Source organism: Paenibacillus sp. FSL R5-0486, from assembly GCF_037975155.1.
GTDB lineage: Bacteria > Bacillota > Bacilli > Paenibacillales > Paenibacillaceae > Paenibacillus > Paenibacillus amylolyticus.
In genome coordinates this window covers 4,222,953-4,245,554 of record NZ_CP150237.1, presented here as the reverse complement: position 1 = coordinate 4,245,554, position 22,602 = coordinate 4,222,953, and the positions used below count along the sequence as shown (strand labels likewise).

Sequence of the window (22,602 nt, the reverse complement as noted above, 5' to 3'; positions counted from 1 at the left end):
AGTCGGGTTGTAACTGTTCAATCAGGCAATGCCGACCACCCTCAGTTCAGAGGGTATGGAATGTAACTTACTTTCGTTATCCAAATAATTAAATACCAATGTGTACAGCCTTACAGGGTTGCAACCGTTAAGGGCAAAACCTGAATTGCTGAATAACACGACTGATTTCCGGACGATCCGGTATGTTGTGTATGTTCAGTGGTTCAGGTTTTATTTGTTTCAAAAGTCATGGGGAGTCTACTTAGAGAGGGAGAATTACAATGAGCAACTACGATCAATTAGCTAAGGACATTCTGTCACGTGTAGGTGGTCGCGAGAACGTAAACAGTGTATTCCATTGCGTAACAAGACTGCGGTTTAAACTGAAAAATGAAAGCGTAGCCAAAACGGAAGAACTTAAAAATCTGCCAGGTGTTATTACCGTCATGCAAAGTGGTGGACAATATCAAGTTGTTATCGGCAACGAAGTGCCGGATGTATATAAAGCAGTTGTTAAAGCAGGGAATTTCCCAAGTGAAGGACAAGTGGAAGAGGAAACGGACAACTCAGGCAAAAAAGTAGGGTTGTTCAGCCGATTTATCGACATGATCTCCGGTGTGTTCACACCACTACTCGGTTTGCTGGCTGCCACAGGTATGATCAAAGGTTTTAACGAGATGTTTGTAGCCTTTGGCTGGATAACTCAGGATTCCGGAACGTATCAATTATTGAAAGCAACGGGGGACTGTCTGTTCTACTTCTTCCCGATCTTCCTGGGTTACACTGCAATCAAGAAGTTTGGCGGTTCACCGTTTCTGGGTATGGCGATAGGTGCATCTCTTGTTTATCCGACATTGGGCGGTCTTAAGGCAGGAGATCCACTGTACACCTTGTTTACAGGTACATTGTTTGAATCACCTATCCACATTACGTTCCTGGGTATGCCGGTTATCTTGATGGACTACGCTTCATCGGTTATCCCAATCATTATAGCGACATTTGTTGCTGTAAAACTAGAAAGATTCTTCAAGAACGTTATTCCGAAAGTGGTAAGCACATTCCTTGTTCCCTTTTTCACCTTGCTTGTAATTGTTCCAGCGACTTTTTTGGTCATTGGTCCAATCTCCACATGGGCAGGACAATTGATTGGCGCGGGAGCTACTAATATTTATGAATTAAGTCCTATTGTTACAGGATTGATTATCGGTGGACTATGGCAAGTGTTTGTATTATTCGGACTTCACTGGGGACTGGTTCCGGTTGCATTATTGAATCTTAGTACGTCAGGCGCTGATCCGGTTATCGCAATGTCATTTGCTGCTTCTTTTGCTCAAATCGGTGCTGTACTTGCCGTATTACTCAAAACAAAAAATACGAAAATAAAAACACTCAGTGTACCAGCATTTATCTCCGGTATATTTGGAGTAACAGAGCCTGCGATCTATGGTGTTACGCTTCCATTGAAAAAACCTTTTATTATGAGTTGTATTGCTGGGGGGATCGGAGGCGGTATTCTCGGTTATGCAGGTTCGAAGATATACATGATTGGCGGACTTGGCGTATTCGGTTATCCAACTTTTATTAATAAAGAAACAGGATTAGACTTCGCGTTCTACATGGCTATAGTTGCTTCATTGATTGCATTCGTTCTTGGTTTCGTATTGACGTATGTGGTTGGATTCAAAGATCCGGTAGAAAAAGTAGCTGCACCTGCACCAGTACTTGATCCAAATCCGAACAGCAGATACGAAATTGTAAGCCCAATGGCTGGTGAAGTTGTTGCACTGAACGAAATTAATGACGTAACGTTTGCAGGAGAGCACATGGGTAAAGGGATTGCAATTCGTCCAACCAGTGGTAGAGTGGTATCTCCAATCACAGGTGTCGTTCAAACCGTATATCGTACCAAACACGCCATTGGTCTTGTAAGCGATGATGGTGTAGAGATGCTGATCCATATTGGACAGGATACGGTCAAACTGAAAGGTCAACATTTTACAACCCATGTGAAAGATGGAGACCGTGTTAACGCAGGTGACCTGATTGTTGAGTTTGATCTGCAAGCCATTAAGGATGCAGGGTATGAGACGGTTACACCGATCATTGTGACTAATACTTCAAATTATCTGGACGTTGTAGGAACAAAAGATGCATCCGTTCATGAGAAAGATAAATTGATCACGGTATTAAGCTAATTCAAACTAAGGATGGTAAGGAGGAACTCCTCAATGAATGAAAAGTTTACAGCCTTCCCGGAGAATTTTCTCTGGGGAGGAGCAACCGCAGCGAATCAATTGGAAGGTGCTTATCTGGAAGGTGGCAAAGGTTTAACAACGGTAGATCTGATTCCGATTGGTGCTAATCGATGGAATATTGCTCTGGGTAACCTGGATTCATATGAACCAAAAACAGGGGAATTCTATCCTTCACATGAAGCCATTGACTTCTATCATCGATATAAGGAAGATATTGCGTTATTTGCAGAAATGGGATTTAAGTGCCTCAGGCTTTCCATAGCCTGGGCACGGATTTTCCCTAATGGCGATGAAGCGGAGCCAAACGAAGCAGGCTTGCAATTTTATGATGATGTCTTTGATGAGTTATTAAAATACAACATTGAACCTGTCGTGACGATCTGCCATTTCGATGTACCTGTACATCTGGTCGAAACTTACGGCGGTTGGAAGAATCGTAAGATGATCGGTTTCTTTGAGAAATATGCGACGACTTTGTTCAATCGATATAAGAATAAAGTGAAATACTGGATGACGTTTAACGAGATCAACATGTTGCTGCATCTTCCGTATATTGGAGCGGGAATTGTCCTTCAGGATGGTGAAAACAAAGATCAGGTTCTGTATCAGGCAGCACATCATGAATTGGTAGCGAGTGCACTTGCTGTTAAGGCTTGTCATGAGATCATTCCGGATGCACAGATTGGATGTATGTTAGCCGCTGGAATGGTGTATCCATACAGCTCTAACCCGGATGACGTGTGGAAGGCTATGGAGAAAGATCGTGAGTCATTCTTCTTCATCGACGTGCAGTCGAAGGGAGCATATCCAGGTTATACGAAAAGATTTTTCAGGGAAAATGACATTTGGATTGACATGCAACCGGAAGACGCAGATATCTTGATGCAGAACACGGTCGATTATATCGGTTTTAGCTATTATGCAAGCCGGTGCACCAGTACAGACCCTGAGATTTTGAAAGATTCGACAGAAGGCAATGTATTTGGTTCGGTGAAGAACCCTTATCTGCAAGCTTCCGAGTGGGGGTGGACCATTGATCCTAAGGGGCTTCGAATTACGCTTAATCAACTGCATGACCGCTATGGCAAACCTTTGTTTATCGTAGAAAATGGACTTGGAGCAACCGATGTGTTGTTAGACAATGACTCCGTAGAAGATGACTATCGCATCGAATATTTGAATAGTCATTTTGCCGAGATGGCTGAAGCGATTCAAGACGGTGTAGAGCTCATAGGTTACACAAGCTGGGGACCGATTGACCTGGTCAGTGCGGGTACCGGAGAGATGAAGAAACGTTATGGCTATATCTATGTAGACCGAAATAATGATGGTACGGGCACACTTCGCAGAGTGAAAAAGAAGAGTTTTCACTGGTACAAAGATGTCATTGCGAGTAATGGCGCACAATATTTCTGATACAAGATGTCCGACGCTATAGAATAAACAAAGAGCAGTCTCGTTATTATGGGATTGCTCTTTGTTTATGAGGGGATGAATTTGACCCTTGATGTGGCTTTCAGATATAATAAAGAAATGAAGAGAATCTTGTCACTTAAGAAGGGAGGAGCATCCACTCATGAAGAAAAAATCACTTGCGTTTATATCTTCGGGATATGGATACTCCACTGCTGTCTTTTTCTAGAATCTATTCCAAGGGTGAAGTCTGCCCAAAATCGGAAGAAAACTAGGAAATAACGCAGAAAAATCTTAAGAATGATGAGGTAATCCAAATGAATATTGACAAAATTACTAGAAAAAATCCAGAAAATATGCCAGCTCCTGTAGGTCAGTACACGCATATTACAAGAATTCCGAGAAATGCAGAGTTATTTGTGACTTCGGGTCAAATTGGAGCAGATCATAATGGACTCTTTCCAGAGAGTCTGAATGAGCAAGTCACTAATACATTTAATAATATTAAAACAGTGCTCGAATCTGAGCGCTTAGATGCTGAACATATTATCAAAGTGAACGTATGGGCAACCGAGGAAATCGATTGGGATTTCTTATATGCCGAGTGGGGACAATTATTTAGTACGGATTACCCTGCAATGACGATTGGATATATTACGGCGTTAGGTCTCCCAGAGATTAAAATTGAAATAGAGCTTTGGGCAGCAAAAGTGTAACATCGAATACTTTTTAACCAAACGAAGGAGCATCTTACTTACAGATGCCCCTTCGTTTTTTAATTTGTGTAAAAATGGAAAGGATATGCCCTGTGTGACAATCATGAGCGATAGTAGGTGGGTGTATTATGGCACCTGCAAGCTCTGATAAGCATTCAGTCGACCATATGTCCAGTAGATCCCGGAGCCTGATAGCGGATCAGAAGCGAAACACAGCCCATCACGAATCTGAGCATTTGTTTTCCCTTGTGTAGCGAGAAGTGCAGCTACTCCTGCCACATGAGGGGCAGCCATGGACGTACCGCTAAGGTAGGCATAGGAACCTCCCAGGTATGTGGATAGTATGGTATCACCCGGTGCGGCCATATCCACCCAGGAACCATAGTTGGAGAAATTGGATTTGAGATCGGAGGGATTGGTTGAAGCGACAGCAATCACGTTGGGATACGAGGCGGGTACGATTGGGAATGAAGTGTTGTCGTTACCGGCTGCAGCAATAATCACAGCTCCTCGATCCCAAGCATACTGTACGGCAGCTTGTAGGAAAGCATTTCCCATCGGCCCACCAAGGCTCAGGTTAACAACCTGTACACCGTTGTTGGCAGCAAAGACAAGCCCGTTACCTACATTACCTATCGTTCCTTGCCCGTTGTTATCCAGTACCCGGAGCGGAACGATGGATGCGAGTGGAGCAGCGCCTGCGATGCCCACACCATTGTTGGTAACGGAGGCAGCGATCCCGGCTACATGGGTGCCGTGGCCGTTCCCGTCCTCAGCAATGTTATCATAATCAACATAATCATAACCGGGGAGGAGCTTGGAGGCCAATTCTGGATGATTCAGCTGTACACCGGTATCGATAATGGCGATTTTGACAGAGCTGTTACTCTGAGTAATATCCCATGCAGCGGGTGCATTGATTTTGGACAAGTTATACTGATAAGGAAAGAAAGGGTCATTGGGAGTGAAGGATGCCTCAACGAGGTAATTCGGCTCTGCATGTTCAATAAGCTCATGATCTTTGTAATGTTTCAGCATCCGGTGCATTTTTTTGCGGGATTCCACACGGTACCATCCTAAATCTTCATAGGTCTCAGCGACCTTACATCTCCCTTTTTTGTGAAGGGTGTGCATCTCATCCTCGGTTGTACCTTCCTTGAATTTGACGAAGAGCTGCTTGGGAGCGTGAGGGTGAAACTTCCTCTGGGCAAGTTGGTTCAGATAACGATACACGAACCCGATTACTAGCACAATGAAAGCAAAAACACCTAACCATAACCACATGAGCGTTTATCCCTCCAATATGATTTGTGACACGCCTTATCGTATGCGAACTCTATCAGACTGCGCGGGCACTCTTGCAATTTGGATAGTAGTGTAGATAGATTGATAGGAAGGGATAAATTCGGTAAGATGATATGAAGAGAGCCGCTTTGGCATGAACAAGATTTAAGGCAGGGCCGAGAGGTAACTCCTAAATACAGAGGATAAGGAATGTGGTTTTATTGACACAACTTCAGAGTATACCGACAGTCACACCAGTTCAGTCACACCAGATTCATGATGCCATTGATTTTGCCATGCGTGTACGCAGAGAAGTGTTTCCGATGATGGATCATACGAAATTGCCTGTAGACTTCGAGCAGTTCAGAGAACATTATCTGGACTCCGATGATTCGATCTTTCTTGTTGCAATGATGGAGGATGCGGGCATCGTCGGTTCTATTGGGATATTACCATATGATGGACGTATCGAAGCTGTGGAAGGTCGATATGCAGCTCGATCGGCTGCCGAAATAGTAAAGTGTTATGTAGATCCCGCGTATCGTAGGTTTGGCATTGGTTCGATGTTGATGAACGAACTGGAGAGCGTGGTAAAGGATATGCACTATACGACGCTGTATTTGCACACACATCGCTTCTTGCCAGGAGCCGTAGATTTCTGGAAACGCCAAGGGTTTACGGTTATTGCTGAGCAGGATGATGATTGGCAAACCGTACATATGGACAAGTTGGCATGTAAGTGACCATTGTAACAGAACCGAAATTCTGACCACATTTTGGAAAAATTGATTGATGATACTATAACTCTTGTATACAACAACATAGACATATACGAGATACATGATGGGGGCATAAGAAGATGCAAGAAATGAAGCGGAAAATTGTTTTTATTGATATTGATGGGACATTGGTAGATGATGACGGAAACATCCCGTTGTCAGCACAGAAGGCTTGTAAACAGGCCAGAGAGAACGGACATCTGCTCTATTTATGTACAGGCCGATCCAAAGCAGAAATTTATGATTCCATCTGGGATGTCGGATTCGATGGTCTGATTGGTGCAGGTGGGGGTTATGTGGAGTTTGGCAAGGACGTGTTATATCACAAAAGGGTAACAGCGGAAGATGTTCGACATATGGTCGATTTCTTTAATGAAAATGGCATTGACTTTTACCTTGAATCCAATTCGGCATTGTATGCGAGTAGCAATCTTCAACCTCACCTGGAACGCCGTATCTATGGCGATGTGGAGAATGACCCTGTAGCCAGAGAGAAGAAGGAGCTGAAACCGCACCCGTTTATTGCCGGATTAACGTATGGAGAGGCCGACCTGTACAAGGATGATGTGAACAAAGTATGTTTCTTGGAGAGCTCTGCCATCCCGTTTGAGCGGATCAAGCAAGAGTTTGAAGGGAAATTCGAAGTCATTCAGTGCACTGTGCCGATCTTTGGTGAAGGAAGTGGTGAACTGATGATCCCTGGCATTCACAAAGCCATTGCAATCGCCGATCTGCTGAAGCATCTGGGCATGTCCCAAGAAGATACATTTGCCATCGGTGATGGCATGAATGATGCCGAGATGTTGGAATTTTGTAACATCGGAATTGCCATGGGTAATGCGAAGCCTGGACTGAAAGCCATTGCAGATGATATTACTGGAACAGTCGAGGAAGATGGATTGTATCATAGTTTTGTGAAGTATGGATTGATCACTTGATAAAGAAATGAGGCAATCTGGAAAACAGTTAATACGTACACCCTTTGTCCCAAACCTTATTTTAGACCCTGCATATATTATTGCAGGGTCTTTTTTTGGTTTAAAACAGATCAATTTATATTTTTACAAAAGGATTCTAATCAAACCATAACATCTAAGTGAAGGAGAGAATCGAAATGGCCATTCTATCCACCGGACCTATCGAGAATAATGCCGTCAGTGATGTACGGCCAACACAACAAGTTACCGTTAAAATTGATAACAGGAATTCTCTGGATGGATCCGTTGTTTTGATACAAGGGTATAATCTGACCTCTACGAGGACTTTATATGTCAGCGAGCAGATTTCAATTGATCCGGATCAGGTAGTGACAAGAACTTATTTTGCCAATCTTGATGCATTTGAATTTGTCTTTACAGTTGAAGGTGTAGCTATAGAGCAGACAGAGATTTCCGTGTGGGGCAAAAATGAAAACGGCCAGCTTGTTGCTGCACATCGATTAGTTTCTTCCGAACTTGAAATAGAGGGGGATAATACGTCAGTCAACCGCATATATGTAGCCAATTTTAATAGTAACGATGTTTCCGTCATTAATGGCGATACGAATACGGTCATTGCTACCATTCCTGTGGGGACGAATCCTGCAGGGATTGATGTCAATCCATTAACGAGTCGTATATATGTCGCAAACAGAAGCAGTAATACCATTTCCGTCATTAATAGTATAACCAACGCAGTGATTGCTTCTGTTCCGGTTGGGAGCGAGCCAAGTGACATAGGGGTCGATATAGCGACCAATGCTATTTATACGGCGAATTTTAATTCATTGGACACAACTGAAGATATAACCGTCATTGATGGATTAACTAACACGGTGATTGATGCGATCACTATTCCGGGGCTCAATTTTTTAACTGGAGTAGGTGTCAATTCCTTAACCAATCGCATCTATGCAGCTAATTTTAATTCTGATACGGTGTCTGTGGTCGATGGAGAAACGAATACGGTGATTGCTACAATCCCCGTTCAGGTCAATCCATTCCGTGTAGGTGTCAATCTAGCCACCAACCGTATTTATGTATCGAATTTAACCAGTAATACGGTTTCCGTTATTGATGGATTGACGAATACCGTCATTGATACCATTCCGGTCGGCGTTACGCCAGCTGAAGTAGCGGTTAATACCTCCACAAACGCCATTTACGTACCCAATCGAGACACGGATAATGTTTCAGTAATTAGTGGATTAACAAATACCGTGATTACTACTGTTCCGGTCGGGAATAATCCAAACGGAGCGGGCGCCAATCCGTTAACTAATCGAGTTTATATAAGCAATCAAGATGACAATACCATTTCTGTGATCGATGGCGAAACAAATACGGTGATTGCTACTATTCCGGTGGGGGCACGTCCGTTCGCAGTAGGTGTAAATCCGTAGAAAGGTGAGGGGATTTGGATGAAAGAAGTTATAACGGCATCAGACTTAATGGAGTAGCTGATCACCATGAACAAAGAAAATTCTGTATGCCAAGTTAGGATTCCAGGTAAGGGGAATCGTGAGTCTTGAATGATCAGATCAGAATGGAACAGGCATCTCCTCAATGGGGGTGTCTATTTGCATTAAGGAGCCCAAAAAGAATGACGAATTTTTTTCCGTTAATAGAAATAGATGCCCCTCCTTTTGACTTTGTTATTGCATAACTCCTAATGAAAGTTTAATATAAATTTTGCAAACAAGGAATTTATTGGTTTTCGTTTGTCGAAGTGCATGAAATATAAAGTTGATACATGGAGGATGCTGGATGAGTAATGTAGCTCTGTTGTTTCCTGGGCAAGGTTCTCAGATGGTTGGGATGGGTAGAGACTTTTGGAATAACTTCGATGTGGCTAAGAAGTTATTTGAAGAAGCCAGTGATGCCATTTCTTTCGATTTGAGAAAGTTATGTTTTGAAGGTAGCATGGCTGATTTGACAATGACGATGAACGCTCAGCCTGCACTTTTGACTGTTAGTGTCATAGCATATCAGGTGTATATGCAAGAAATAGGGATGGAACCCGCTTATTTGGCTGGGCATAGTTTGGGAGAATATTCGGCTCTGGTCTGCGCAGGTGTTCTATCATTTCATGACGCCATTAAACTGGTAAGACAACGGGGTATCATTATGCACAATGCAGACCCGGATCAGAAAGGTACCATGGCCGCCATTTCAGGTATTCATTTAGATACAATTCAAAACATATGTGAACAAGTTTCCACGATCGAGCGCCCTGCTTGTGTGGCTTGTGTGAACGCTAACCAGCAGTTTGTCATTTCGGGACATCGGCACTCTATACAAGAAATTATTAAAAGGACAGAAGCCCTGAGAACGAAACATTCGTATATCAATGTAAGTGGTCCCTATCATTCTCCCATGATGCAAACCGCAGCAGAACAATTCAAAGTTGAATTGGATCAATATCAATATGCCCATGCAAAATACCCGGTTATTTCCAACGTTACAGCAGCACCCTATGAGTCTGATCGATCTGTCGTGGATTATTTAACCATGCAGATGACGATGCCTGTAAGATGGTCAGAGTCTATGCTCTATCTGGTTGCAAATGGGGTTACTGAAGTTATAGAGTTGGGTTCTAAACATGTGTTAGTTAGTCTTATGAGTAAAATAACGAAGCGTATTGTACCGTACTCGCTAAGTCAGCCTTCTGATTTACTAATGCTTACAAATACACAAGAAAGGAAAAATAAGCGGTTAACGATTCTTAAAAAGTTGTTATCAGAACTAATAGTAACGGCACTCATTTCACGGAATTATAACCCAGATTCGATATCATATGCCAAAACGGTTGAGCCATTATTTCACCAATTACAACGGGCAAAGGAACAAGTAAACAACAATGAATGTGAACTTAGTGAAGAAGAGATAAATGATGCTCTACAGGTATGTCATTCCATTATTATTGCAAAAAAAATTCCATTGGATGGAACCGCGTTGATTGATGCAATCTAGTACCCGATCTGTTCTTTTGCAAGATCTATATTACAGCGACAGACTGCCTTTTTATAAGGTAGTCTTTTTGTCTTTTAATGCATCTGAACTTGTTGAAATTTCAGATATTTGGTAATAAATATGTCAATAACTCACAAATCAATCTCTATTTTTTACCATATAGTAACAATAAACTGATTGATTTTACATATATTTCTATGGTAAAATTTTGCTTGAAATATGTGTAAATAATTAGATAAGCATGTTAGAGATGATTCATTTGGAGGAGAGATATGTATACTAATCAGTTTCAAACACTAGTGGATATTATCCGCGACAGAGGTAAAATAACGGACCGCGGTATTCGTTTTATCGATGCGGACAAACGTGAAACTTTTATATCTTATCATCAATTATTTACTGAGGCACAAGGGTATTTAGGTTATCTACAAGCCATCGGAATTAAACCTAAACAAGAGATTATTTTTCAGATTCAAGAAAACAAACGGTTTTTAGTCGCATTCTGGGCTTGTATACTCGGTGGAATGATCCCTATCCCTGTAAGTATTGGTGAAGATGAAGAACAAAACTTGAAAGTATGCCGTATTTGGAATTTGCTAAATAACCCTTTCATGATTGCATCTGAGAAGGTGCTGGATAAAATGAAGAGATTTGTTTTGGAACATGACATGCTTGATTTCCATCATCAATTAGAAGTCAGAACGGATCTGATCCAAGATACCATATATCATTATGAATCTATTAATAATATAGTTGAACCTCAGTCTGATGACTTGGCATTTATTCAATTTTCTTCTGGATCAACTGGTGATCCCAAAGGCGTCATGCTCACCCATCGAAACCTGATTTATAATACTTGTGCTGCTATTAATGGCACACAAATTAGTTCAAACGATAGTTTTCTCTCCTGGATGCCCCTTACCCATGATATGGGTTTGATTGGATTTCATCTCGTACCCCTCGTGGCAGGAATTCATCAGTACTTGCTCCCAACGGAATTATTTATTCGCAAACCGATTCTATGGATGAAAAAAGTAAATGAACACAAAGCAACCATACTGTCTTCTCCTAACTTTGGTTATAAATACTTCCTGAATTTCTTTCGCGAAGACAAAGCGGAGGGATGGGATCTGTCATCTGTCAGAGTCATTTATAATGGGGCGGAACCTATATTACCCGAAGTGTGTGATGAATTCCTAAATGTATTGTCAGCATATCACTTAAAGAAAACAGCCATGTTTACCGTATATGGATTAGCAGAGGCCTCTGTTGCCGTCTCCTTTCCCAAGGTAGAAGAAGAATTTACTGCGGTGTACGTTCACCGGGATCATCTGAACTTAGGGGAGCGTGTCATCGAAGTCGAGAAACATGCTGAACATGTAGCATCATTTGTTGCCGTTGGCGAAGCAATTGATTATTGCCATGTTAGAATTTGCGATGAGGAAATGAACAGTGTTCCCGATTTGGTTATTGGAAAAATTCAAATCAAGGGGGATAACGTCACCCAAGGTTATTATAATAATTCACTTGCAACGGAGAAGTTATTAACGAACGACGGATGGGTGAATACAGGAGATCTGGGTTTTATCATGAATGGAAAACTGGTTGTAACAGGGCGGGAAAAAGACATTATCTTTATCAATGGTAAAAATGTATATCCCCATGACATTGAACGTGTCGCCATACAATTAGATGATATTGAACTCGGAAGAGTTGCTGCTTGTGGTGTGTATGATTCGAATAGTCAAAGTGAAGAAATTATTGTGTTTGTCGTGTACAAAAAAAAGATCGAACACTTCTTGACGCTTGTTAAAGAAATCAAAAGACATCTATATAAACATGGGGGATGGAGTGTCAAAGAGGTACTGCCCATCAAAAAATTACCCAAAACAACAAGTGGGAAAATCCAGCGGTATCAGTTAGCCAAGCAGTATGAAGCAGGCAAATTCTCAACAGAATCTGCATTCATCCATGACTGGATCAAGAATGACAATGACAAGGCAAAGGGAAAGGCTGCTGTTTCGGTTCGGGTCATAGAACGTGAATTAACTTCACTATTTTCTGAAGTGCTGGTTGGGAAAAAGGTTGAACTTGAGGATAGCTATTTTGATATGGGTGCAACTTCATTACAGCTGGCCCAAATCGCTGAACGTATAGAACAAAAATACGGAGAAGAGCTTGCTGTTACGGACCTCTTTACCTATCCCTCGATAACTGAATTGGCAGCATATCTGGCTAGAGGCTACAGCGAGACCATGCAAGTCAACAAAACTCAAGAGGATCATACGCCATCCAAAGATATTGCTATTATCGGTATGTCTTTGAATCTCCCTGGTGCATCAAATGCAAGCGATTTTTGGCGTGTTTTGGAAAATGGAACGCATAACATTCGGGACTACCCGGAAAGTCGGATAAAAGACGCAGCGGATTATATACAATCCATGCGAAGTGAAATGAGCGAAGTTCAATGGATCAAGGGTGGTTACTTGGATCAAATTGATCAATTCGACTATTCTTTCTTTGGCATAACCCCAAAAACTGCACAATTTATGGACCCGAATCAAAGGATGTTCTTGCAAACGGCATGGCATACGATTGAAGATGCTGGGTATGCAGGGGAAGGAATCAATGGAAGAAATGTGGGCGTGTACGTGGGATATTCCAAAGTTGGGTATGATTACGAACGGCTCGTGACGGCGAGTTACCCCGCAGAACCCAAAAATTATATCATTGGAAATTTACCATCTGTACTGGCGAGCAGAATTGCATATTTCTTGAATTTAAAAGGCCCGGCCTTAACGATTGATACCGCTTGTTCCTCCTCACTTGTTGCTGTTCACATGGCATGTAAAGGATTGCTCGCTGGAGACTGTGAAATGGCAATCGCAGGCGGCATTCGAACGGCATTATTACCGATAAGTATCGGACTGGATATGGAATCTCCAGATGCATTGACGAGAACGTTTAGCGAAGATGCCAATGGCACGGGATTTGGCGAAGGTGTTGGGTCGGTCATGTTGAAGCCAATGCAGCAAGCGATTAAGGACGGGGATCATATCTATGGTGTGATTAAGGGAAGTGCGATTAATCAGGATGGCAAGACGGTAGGAATCACAGCACCTAACCCGGAGTCACAGACCAATGTGATCGAACAGGCATGGAAAGAAGCCGGCATTTCTCCTGATACACTTAACTTTATTGAAGCACATGGAACAGGGACAAAATTAGGTGATCCGGTTGAGTTCAATGCTTTGCGTAAAGCTTTTGAGAAATATACGGATCGGAAACAATTTTGTGCAATCGGATCTGCCAAAGCTAACATTGGACATGGCTTTGAAGCGGCGGGGATCGCTGGATTAATTAAATCTATTCTTATGTTTCAACATAGAAAGATTCCACCATTGGTTCACTTTGACAAGCCTAATCCCCTGCTTAAGTTTGAAGCTTCACCTTTTTATGTGAATCAGGAACTAATGGCTTTTGGTGAAAAAGAGGGTCCATTACGATGCGGGGTTAGTTCTTTTGGTTTCAGTGGTACCAATGCGCATGTGGTTCTCGAAGAATATGTTCCTTCCCCAACCGTAGATAAAAGAATGTCCCAAGAGCCTCATCTATTTGTTCTGTCTGCTGCCACGGAACGGGCGCTGGATGAATTGGTCAGAACGTATCATGAATATCTAACCGATCACACGGATGTTTTCATTCAACAAATCTGTTATACAGCCAGTACGGGAAGGGCCAATCTGGATTATCGGCTTGCCATCATAGTCACGAGTACACAAGAATTACATGAAAAATTGAAACGAATTGCAAGCGGAGAGGGTAAACTGCCATATGTTTATTTTGGTTATGCCAAAAAAGACAAAACGCTTGTTAGCGATCATCTCTATGTTCAGGAAAAGGCAGAAGCTTTAAATGAACTCGGTCAGTTATTTACACTGGGGGCAGTGATTGATTGGGAAAGGTTTTATAGTCATGAATTCATTCGGAAAATTCCATTACCTCTATATCCATTTGAGCAGAAGCGCTGTTGGATTGAAGTCAAACATACGATACCAGCGGGACATAGGTCAGAGAGGAATGAGGTTCAAATGGAGATGAATACAAACGATATTGAATTAAAGATTAAAACAAGCATCAGTCGTGCATCTGGTTTGAAGTTGGAAGAGCTGGATCATCAAGCTCATTTTCTCCAAATGGGATTGGATTCCATCATTCTTGTGCAGATTCAGAAGGAGATCTCAGAGCTGTTCCGTTTGAATATCCCGATGGAAATGTTTTTTGAAACCCTTACAAATATTAATTCCTTAGTTAAGTATGTGTCAGAGAATATAAAACAACATGATGTATCTGAGAACATAAAAAATGAAACCGATCAGGAGCGTACTGAACAACAAAATCTGGCATCTGTGAACAATATAAACACGGTAAAATCATCAGGGAATGTGTCGGAACAAATTGTGATGTCTGCCATTCAGCTCATGGAGTCCCAATTAAAAAGTTTGAATGTGCTGTTAGGCGAGCAAGTGAATACAATTCAATCCCCGCTTCCGGAAATGAAACATCATGAAACCCAAAAAGTTCAAGCTTCACCGGTAATGAATGAAATCAATAAAACCAATGAACCCAAAAAGATCCAACCGGATTCGGAATCGAAGGAAGAAAAACCTTTTATACCGTATCAATCGTTGAAGATTCATGAAGAGAGTGGATTATCACCGCTTCAGAACCAGTATGTTGAACAATTTGTAACAAAGTATACCGCAAGAACCAAAGGCTCCAAATTAAAAACAGGCCAAACACGTTTGGTTCATGCGAATAATCGCAATGTATCTGGATTTCGCTCGTATTGGAAGGAAATGGTGTATCCCATCATTTCAACGCGTGCAGAGGGATCTAAGCTATGGGATATGGATGGGAATGAGTATTTGGATCTGACGATGGGATTTGGAGTAAATCTATTTGGCCATAATCCAGCGTTTATCCAAAATGTAATAGCAGACAGCCTCCAGGAACAATTGCCTCCATTAGGCCCTATGTCAGACTTGGCAGGAGATGTTGCAGCTAAAATTTCCGAGCTAACGGGTGTAGAGCGTGTCGCATTTTATAATTCAGGAACAGAAGCTGTCATGGTTGCACTTCGTTTAGCGCGGGCAGCAACGGGGCGTTCCAAAGTTGTATTATTTTCAGGATCTTACCACGGTACACATGACGGCGTGTTGGGTGTAGCGAATCCTGGGGATGCTTTATCATCTGCACTGCCTATGGCTCCTGGTATTGTAAATAGCGCTATGGAAGATTTGATTATTCTTAATTATAACCATCCGCAATCCCTGGATCTGATTCAGAACCTGGGTGGTGAATTGGCTGCTGTGCTTGTAGAGCCGGTGCAAAGTCGAAGACCTGATATGCAGCCAACACAATTCTTACGGGAACTTAGAGAAATAACAAATCAAACTGGGACTGCACTTATTTTCGATGAAGTCATCACTGGATTTAGAATTGGTCTGGGTGGAGCACAGGATTGGTTTGGGGTTCAAGCAGATTTGGTTACGTATGGAAAAGTGGTCGGTGGCGGGTTGCCTATTGGCATAGTCGCGGGTAAAGCTGAATTTATGAATCCGGTAGATGGTGGAACCTGGAACTTTGGTGATGATTCTTACCCTTCCGACGCAGATAAGAAAACGTTTGTCGGTGGAACCTTCTGTACACACCCTCTTACGATGAGAGTGATGTTAACGGTACTACAGTATCTTCAATCTGAAGCAGGAACTTTATATAAAGAATTAAATGAAAAAACAGATTATCTTGTTAAAGAATTAAATGCGTTTTTCAAAACAGCGAATGTACCGATGCAAATGGTGAACTATGGATCTTTATTTAGATTTATTTCATTTGGGGATATGGAATTATTCTTCTACCATTTAATCTATAAAGGTTTATATATTTGGGAAGGCCGTAACTGTTTTATATCAACTGTGCATTCCATGGGTGACATGGATACGATAATCAGAATCGTGAAAGAGACGATCCATGAACTACGCGAGTGGGGGTTTATCCCTGGTGAATCGCCTGTTTCGGAATATCCGCTCTCTTTAGAGCAAAAACAATTATTGTTAACTTCATTACATGGGGAAAATGCGAATGCTGCATTAAATCAGAGTGTTATTTTAAAAATGACAGGTGGAATAAAACCTTCCACACTGGATCAGGCCGTGAATCAAATCGCACAGCGTCATGAAGCTCTGAGAACAGTCATTCATGCCGATCGTGAAACACAACAAATCATATCCGAAATGGAACTTCGATGTACATGGTTGGATTTCTCAGCATATGCGGGTGAGGATCAAGAACGGGAAATTTCCAATTGGTTATCTGCCGATGCAAATGAAGCCTTCGATTTACAGTCTGGGGAACCTCTATTTAGAATCACCTTGCTTAAAAAGGCAACTGATCAATACCTTATGGTGCTGACATTTCATCATATTGTTGTAGATGGCTGGTCGATTGCAGTATTCATTCAAGAGTTGGAACATACCTATTCTGCTCTGGTCCGAGGAGTTCCGGTTCAATTACCTGAAGCCACTCCATTCCGAGCGTATTTAAGCTGGCAACGACTTGAACATGAAAAAGGCTCATTTACCGAAGGAGTCCAGTTCTGGAAAGAACAATTTTCCTTATCCTATCCCAACATTACACTTCCAACGGCACCGTCCGATGATGTGCCCAAGGGATATGACGGTGAAAGATATTCCATCAAGCTGGATCATCAATTAACAGAGTCTTTGCGAACGTTAAGCATCAATAATAAGAGCAGTTTGTTTGTAACGATGTTTGCAGCGTTTCATTTATATTTGCATCAACTAACAGGGCAGTCTCACCTTGTCATCGGCGTGCCTACAGCGGGTCAGTCTCATATGCGAAAAAATGCGCTCATTGGCAACTGTGTCAACATTGTGCCTGTTCATCATGCCTTGTTAACGAAGCAATCCGTTGTAGACCATGTCCTTGAGCTCAAGGAAACGCTGGCTCTAGTCATGAAGCATCAGCATGTTCCATTGACCCTCGTATCCGAACAGCTTGCTCATATGCCTGCACCGGATACCCGGATTTTATTCAATATGGACAGAACGATTCATCATCTCCAATTTGAAAATATCAAGACTGGATTCATGTCGTATCCGATCAAACATATTTCTTACGATTTATTTCTTAATATTACGGATGTTAGCCATGAATTGTACCTGGATTTTGATTACAATACCGAGCTTATTGGACCTGAGATGATGAAATTGTGGTCTGAAGGATTTAAGGGTTTGCTGCAAAAAATGGTGAGTCATCCAGAGGCTGAAATTTCGTCTTTGACGTTGTTCTCATCCGAGCAACAGGACCAATTACAGGAAATATATAATCGGTTTGTTACGGAGCGTCTTCCTCACGTTAATCATGCAGCCATATTCGAGTCTCCAGTCAATGACGTGGAGAAAAAGCTGGCTTTGATCTGGGAGGACGTATTATCCCTCGATCAAGTGGGGAGACATGATCACTTTTTTGATCTCGGAGGTAACTCGCTCAAGGCGACAGTAATGCTATCCAAGGTACATGAGCAGTTTCAACATAAAATTTCAATCGTTCAATTCTTCCAAAATCAACGTCTGAAGCAGCTGGCCAGTCTGATTACAGGCGAGAACGAGGAAACATTCATTCCGATTAAGGCATTGGACGTCAAGGAATTCTATGAGACATCATCTGCACAACAGCGGATCTACTTTTTGGATCAATTTGAGCCGAATAGTGTGTTTCAGAACATGTGCGGCCATATTACGGTCACAGGAAATATCGATGAAGCTAAATTGATTTCGTCATTGGAACAAATCGTGCACCGTCACGAAGCTTTTCGCACCAGTTTCCATCTGATGGATGGAGAGCTTTACCAGCGTATTGCTCCAACGATTGATTTTGAAGTGAAACGATCTCAGGGAAGCTCTGCTTCATTCGAACAACATGTTAAGGCGTTTGCCAAACCATTTGATTGCTCCAAAGCGCCATTAATACGTGCCGAATTCATTCGTGTAAACGATGACCATGCAGAGATTCTCATCGAGATGCATCATATTATATCGGACGGTTATTCCGTTGGCATTCTTGCGAATGAATTGATTGATGCGTATGACGGAAGAAGCATGTCGGAAATTGAGATTGAATACAAAGACTTTACAGCTTGGCAGAAAGAATTTCTGGCGGGGGAGTCTTATAAGCAGCAAGAAAAATATTGGCTGGATCAATTCAAAGGAGAACTCCCGAACCTTAATCTGCCTACTGATTTTGTTCGGACACCTCATTTGACTTCGGCAGGTTCAAGATTGTCATTTGTGTTGGACGCACACTTGAAGCAGTCGCTGGAGAAGCTTGCGAAACAAACGGGAACTACGATGTTTATGGTGTTACTGGCAGCGTATAATGTGCTGCTTCATCAATACACAGCACAAGAAGACATGATTGTAGGTACGCCAACATCAGGAAGAAACCATCCGGATGTCGAGAATATGATAGGTGTCTTTATCCAGACGGTAGCAATTCGATCACAGCCGGTGGGAAATAAGTCGTTTCGATCCTATCTCGAGGAAATTAAAAAACAATCCCTGGATGCATTGGATAACCAGGACTATCTTTTTGACAACCTTGTAGAGAAATTAAACACGCATCGGGATACAACCGGGACAGCACTTTTCAATACGATGTATATCTTCTTAAATACCGCGTTGAATCAACGGCAAGAACAGGATTGCAGCTTTAAAGTTAGAGAATTAAATGTCGGTGTATCGTTGTATGATCTGATGTTCATCGTTGAGGATGATAACGAGTGTCTGGAAATGCACTTTAATTACAAGACGGAGCTGTTTGAACGGGATACCATCGACAGAATGAAAACACATCTGTTCAACATCCTCAGAGACATTGTGATCGAACCTGATATTGCCTTGTCCGATATTCAAATGCTGTCTGAACATGAGCAGAACGTTCTTTTATATGACTTTAATGATACCAACATAGAATATTCCCGGGATCAGACCATTCAGGAGTTATTCGAAGCACAGGTGGAACGGACACCCGATCAATTAGCCGTCGCTTTTGGAGATGAGCGATGGACGTATCGTCAATTGAATGAACGGGCGAATCAGTTGGCATTTACGCTTAGAGCTGAGGGAGTGCAGCAGGATCAATTTGTAGGTATTCTGACAGATCGTTCGATTGAGATGATCGTTGGCATCTTTGGCATTCTAAAAGCAGGCGGGGCGTATGTACCGATTGATCCGGATTCTACTGAAGAGCGTATCCGGTACATCCTGCATGATTCGGGGGCAACACTATTAGTCACGCAAACCCATCTCAAGCAGTTGGTATCATTCAATGGCCAAATCATGGATTTGAACGATAAAGAAACCTACGCAGCTAATCTGTCGAATCTGGAACCCGCAGGGAATTCCGAGCAGTTGGCTTATGTGATCTATACTTCAGGCACAACAGGCATGCCAAAAGGTGTGATGATCGAACATCGTCAGGTTCATCACTTGGTTAAAGCGTTGTACAGTCAAGTTATAGATGATCAGCATAGCAGCATGCATGTCGCTTTACTTGCGCCTTACTATTTCGATGCATCTGTGAAGCAGATTTTTGGCGCACTGCTGTCAGGACATGCCTTGTTTATTGTAGACAAGGACACGGTACTGGATGGACAAGATTTAATGAATTATTATCAGCACCACCAAATTGATTTGACGGACGGAACACCTGCGCACCTGAAATTGCTTTCGAAGGCAAAAAACGTTCAAGGCATATCGCTAAAATATATGCTCATTGGCGGTGAAGCTCTTTCTCAGCAAAGTGTAAATGAAATCACATCATTATTTGCTCTCAATCAGATCACGCCGCCAGCCATAATTAATGTGTACGGTCCAACAGAATGTTGTGTGGATGTTGCGACATACCGTGTACTTCCAGAACACTTGGATACAGCGAATCAACGAGCTCACCTGCCGATTGGTCGAACATTAGGAAATAATCGCCTGTATGTATTGAACAAACATGGCAAAGTTCAGCCTGTAGGCGTCGTAGGGGAATTATGTATCTCTGGTGATGGGATTGGTAGAGGATACTTGAATTTACCTGAGCTGACAGCAGAAAAATTTGTACGTGATCCGTTTGTCCAGGGAGCGACAATGTACAAAACGGGAGATTTGGTGAGATGGCTTCCCGATGGCCATATCGAGTATCTGGGAAGAATGGATCACCAAATTAAGATTCGCGGATACCGGATCGAAGTAGGAGAAGTCGAAGCGGCGCTGTTAGATCTAGAGTGTGTGAAAGAAGTTATCGTCATTGCACATGAGGATGATCACGGGGACAAATCGTTATGTGCATACTTTACAGCGGATTCCACGCTGACGGTGGGAGAGTTAAAACAAAGCCTCTCTAAGGTGTTGCCGAATTACATGGTTCCAGCCTACTTTATACAATTGGATCACATGCCTCTCACAGCGAACGGGAAAATCGATCGCAAATCGCTTCCGAGTCCAGAAGAGAACATACAAACGGGAAGTGAATATATAGAACCCCAAACTGGGGTGGAAAAACAGTTGCTGCCTATTTGGCAGGATGTGCTTGCCGTGAAAAAAATCAGTGTAAAAGACAGTTTTTTTGATGTAGGAGGCAACTCTTTACGTGCGACCAAGCTGGCCGCCAAAATCAATCAAAAGCTGAATATCCACATATCGGTAAGAAACGTCTTTGAATGGCAGACCATTGAACAGATGGCTCAATCTATTGAACAAATGGAACAGGAAGTATCAGTTTCCATTCCTCAAGTGGAGAAAAAAGAATATTATCCTATTTCTTCGGCGCAAATGAGAATGTACATTATGAGCATCAAAGCCGGCAAGGAACTCATGTACAACATGTCAGGTATGTTTATGTTGGAAGGATCGCTCGATCGGATCAAATTGGAAGAAGCATTCCAACAATTGATTCATCGTCATGAATCGCTTCGGACTGGATTCAAAGTCATACACGGAGAACCGAAACAGATCGTATACCCTAAAGTTAACTTTGGAATTGAATTGATCGAGTCAACGGAAGAAGAGATCGAAGATCGAATTGAACAGTTTGTTCGCACATTTGATCTCGGGCAAGCACCTCTTATGAGGGTGGGACTTATTGAACTTCAGCAGGAGCGTCATGTATTGCTGGTAGATCTCCACCACATCATTGCAGACGGACTATCCGTGCATCTTCTGATGACTGAACTTAGCCAGTTCTACAAGGGAGAGGAGCTATCTCCTCTTCGAATTCAGTATAAGGACTATGCTGAATGGCAGCAAATGCAACTTCATAGTGAGCGGATGAAAAAGCAGGAGAAGTATTGGCTTACTGTGTTTGCTGAAAGTATCCCGCTATTGGATCTGCCAACAGACTATGAAAGACCTGAAACCCTAAGTTATGCGGGAGATGTATTGGACATTGTTTTGCAGGAAGACATCCTTCCAGGCTTAAGGAACATGGAAGCTCTGACAGGAACAACGTTATATATGATTCTATTAGCCGCCTATACCATTCTATTATCTAAATACAGCGGACAAGAAGATATCATCGTGGGCACGCCGATTGCAGGAAGGACACATGCTGAGCTGGAGCCGGTTATGGGGATGTTTGTGAATACACTGGCTGTTCGAAATTATCCTGCGGGGGATAAAACTTTTACGCAGTATCTGCTGGAAGTGAAAGAAAATATGTTGAACGCATATGAGAATCAGGATTATCCGTTTGAAGAATTAATTGAGAAAGTGAATGTAACCAAAGATGCTCGGCGGAATCCGTTGTTTGACACCATGTTTGTATTGCAGAATACAGATGCTTCAGAGATTCAGATGGATGGAGTAACCTGTAAGCCTTATGCTCCAAATACGAGAGTATCCAAATTCGATTTAACGTTGTATGTTACCGAATTGCAACACAAGTTAGAAGTGGCCTTTGAATACAGTACGATTTTATTTGAGAAAACAACGATTGAAGCGATGTCACAAAATCTGTTGGTCATATTAACAACCATTGCCAACGACCCTCGTATTGAAATCAAGAAGATTCAATTGGTTGAAGAATTAATAGATGGGGATACGCTGGCTGATCTAATTGAAGTAGATTTCAAAAATAAACTAAAAATATAAATGTG

The 22,602-nt window shown here is 42.2% G+C and carries 9 protein-coding genes; 8 read left to right on the top strand and 1 reads right to left on the bottom strand.

The genetic code is table 11. The features are described from left to right. Positions 1-260 precede the first annotated feature (260 nt). From MKY01_RS18805 to MKY01_RS18795, 3 genes are all read left to right on the top strand, one after another. Positions 261-2,174, top strand: coding sequence for a beta-glucoside-specific PTS transporter subunit IIABC (locus MKY01_RS18805; RefSeq protein WP_127547573.1), 1,914 nt, complete (start codon positions 261-263; stop codon positions 2,172-2,174). A gap of 33 nt (positions 2,175-2,207) precedes the next feature. Continuing rightward, on the top strand, positions 2,208-3,650 hold the full coding sequence (locus tag MKY01_RS18800) for a 6-phospho-beta-glucosidase (protein WP_339283089.1): 1,443 nt from the start codon (positions 2,208-2,210) through the stop codon (positions 3,648-3,650). A gap of 314 nt (positions 3,651-3,964) precedes the next feature. Next, complete coding sequence (locus tag MKY01_RS18795) at positions 3,965-4,363, top strand: RidA family protein (RefSeq protein ID WP_047843450.1); 399 nt, start codon at positions 3,965-3,967, stop codon at positions 4,361-4,363. 126 nt (positions 4,364-4,489) lie between these two features. Here MKY01_RS18795 and MKY01_RS18790 read toward each other — a convergent pair whose 3' ends face one another. Then, the gene (locus MKY01_RS18790) at positions 4,490-5,647 is read right to left on the bottom strand and encodes a S8 family peptidase (RefSeq protein ID WP_339283086.1); all 1,158 of its coding nucleotides are present in this window, start codon (positions 5,645-5,647) and stop codon (positions 4,490-4,492) included. 221 nt (positions 5,648-5,868) lie between these two features. On the opposite strand from MKY01_RS18790, the gene MKY01_RS18785 reads away from it, so the two are divergent. The 5 genes from MKY01_RS18785 (at position 5,869) to MKY01_RS18765 (ending at position 22,597) form a co-directional block, all read left to right on the top strand. Then, the gene (locus MKY01_RS18785; protein ID WP_339283084.1) at positions 5,869-6,390 is read left to right on the top strand and encodes a GNAT family N-acetyltransferase; all 522 of its coding nucleotides are present in this window, start codon (positions 5,869-5,871) and stop codon (positions 6,388-6,390) included. 116 nt (positions 6,391-6,506) lie between these two features. Then, complete coding sequence (locus tag MKY01_RS18780; protein ID WP_339283082.1) at positions 6,507-7,364, top strand: Cof-type HAD-IIB family hydrolase; 858 nt, start codon at positions 6,507-6,509, stop codon at positions 7,362-7,364. 176 nt (positions 7,365-7,540) lie between these two features. Continuing rightward, complete coding sequence (locus tag MKY01_RS18775; RefSeq protein WP_339283081.1) at positions 7,541-8,806, top strand: YncE family protein; 1,266 nt, start codon at positions 7,541-7,543, stop codon at positions 8,804-8,806. A 364-nt stretch (positions 8,807-9,170) separates the two neighbouring features. Continuing rightward, positions 9,171-10,376: an ACP S-malonyltransferase gene (fabD, locus tag MKY01_RS18770; protein ID WP_339283079.1), complete on the top strand. Its 1,206-nt coding sequence runs from the start codon at positions 9,171-9,173 to the stop codon at positions 10,374-10,376. Positions 10,377-10,648: 272 nt separating this feature from the next. Further along, the gene (locus tag MKY01_RS18765) at positions 10,649-22,597 is read left to right on the top strand and encodes an amino acid adenylation domain-containing protein (protein ID WP_339283077.1); all 11,949 of its coding nucleotides are present in this window, start codon (positions 10,649-10,651) and stop codon (positions 22,595-22,597) included. Positions 22,598-22,602: the final 5 nt, after the last annotated feature.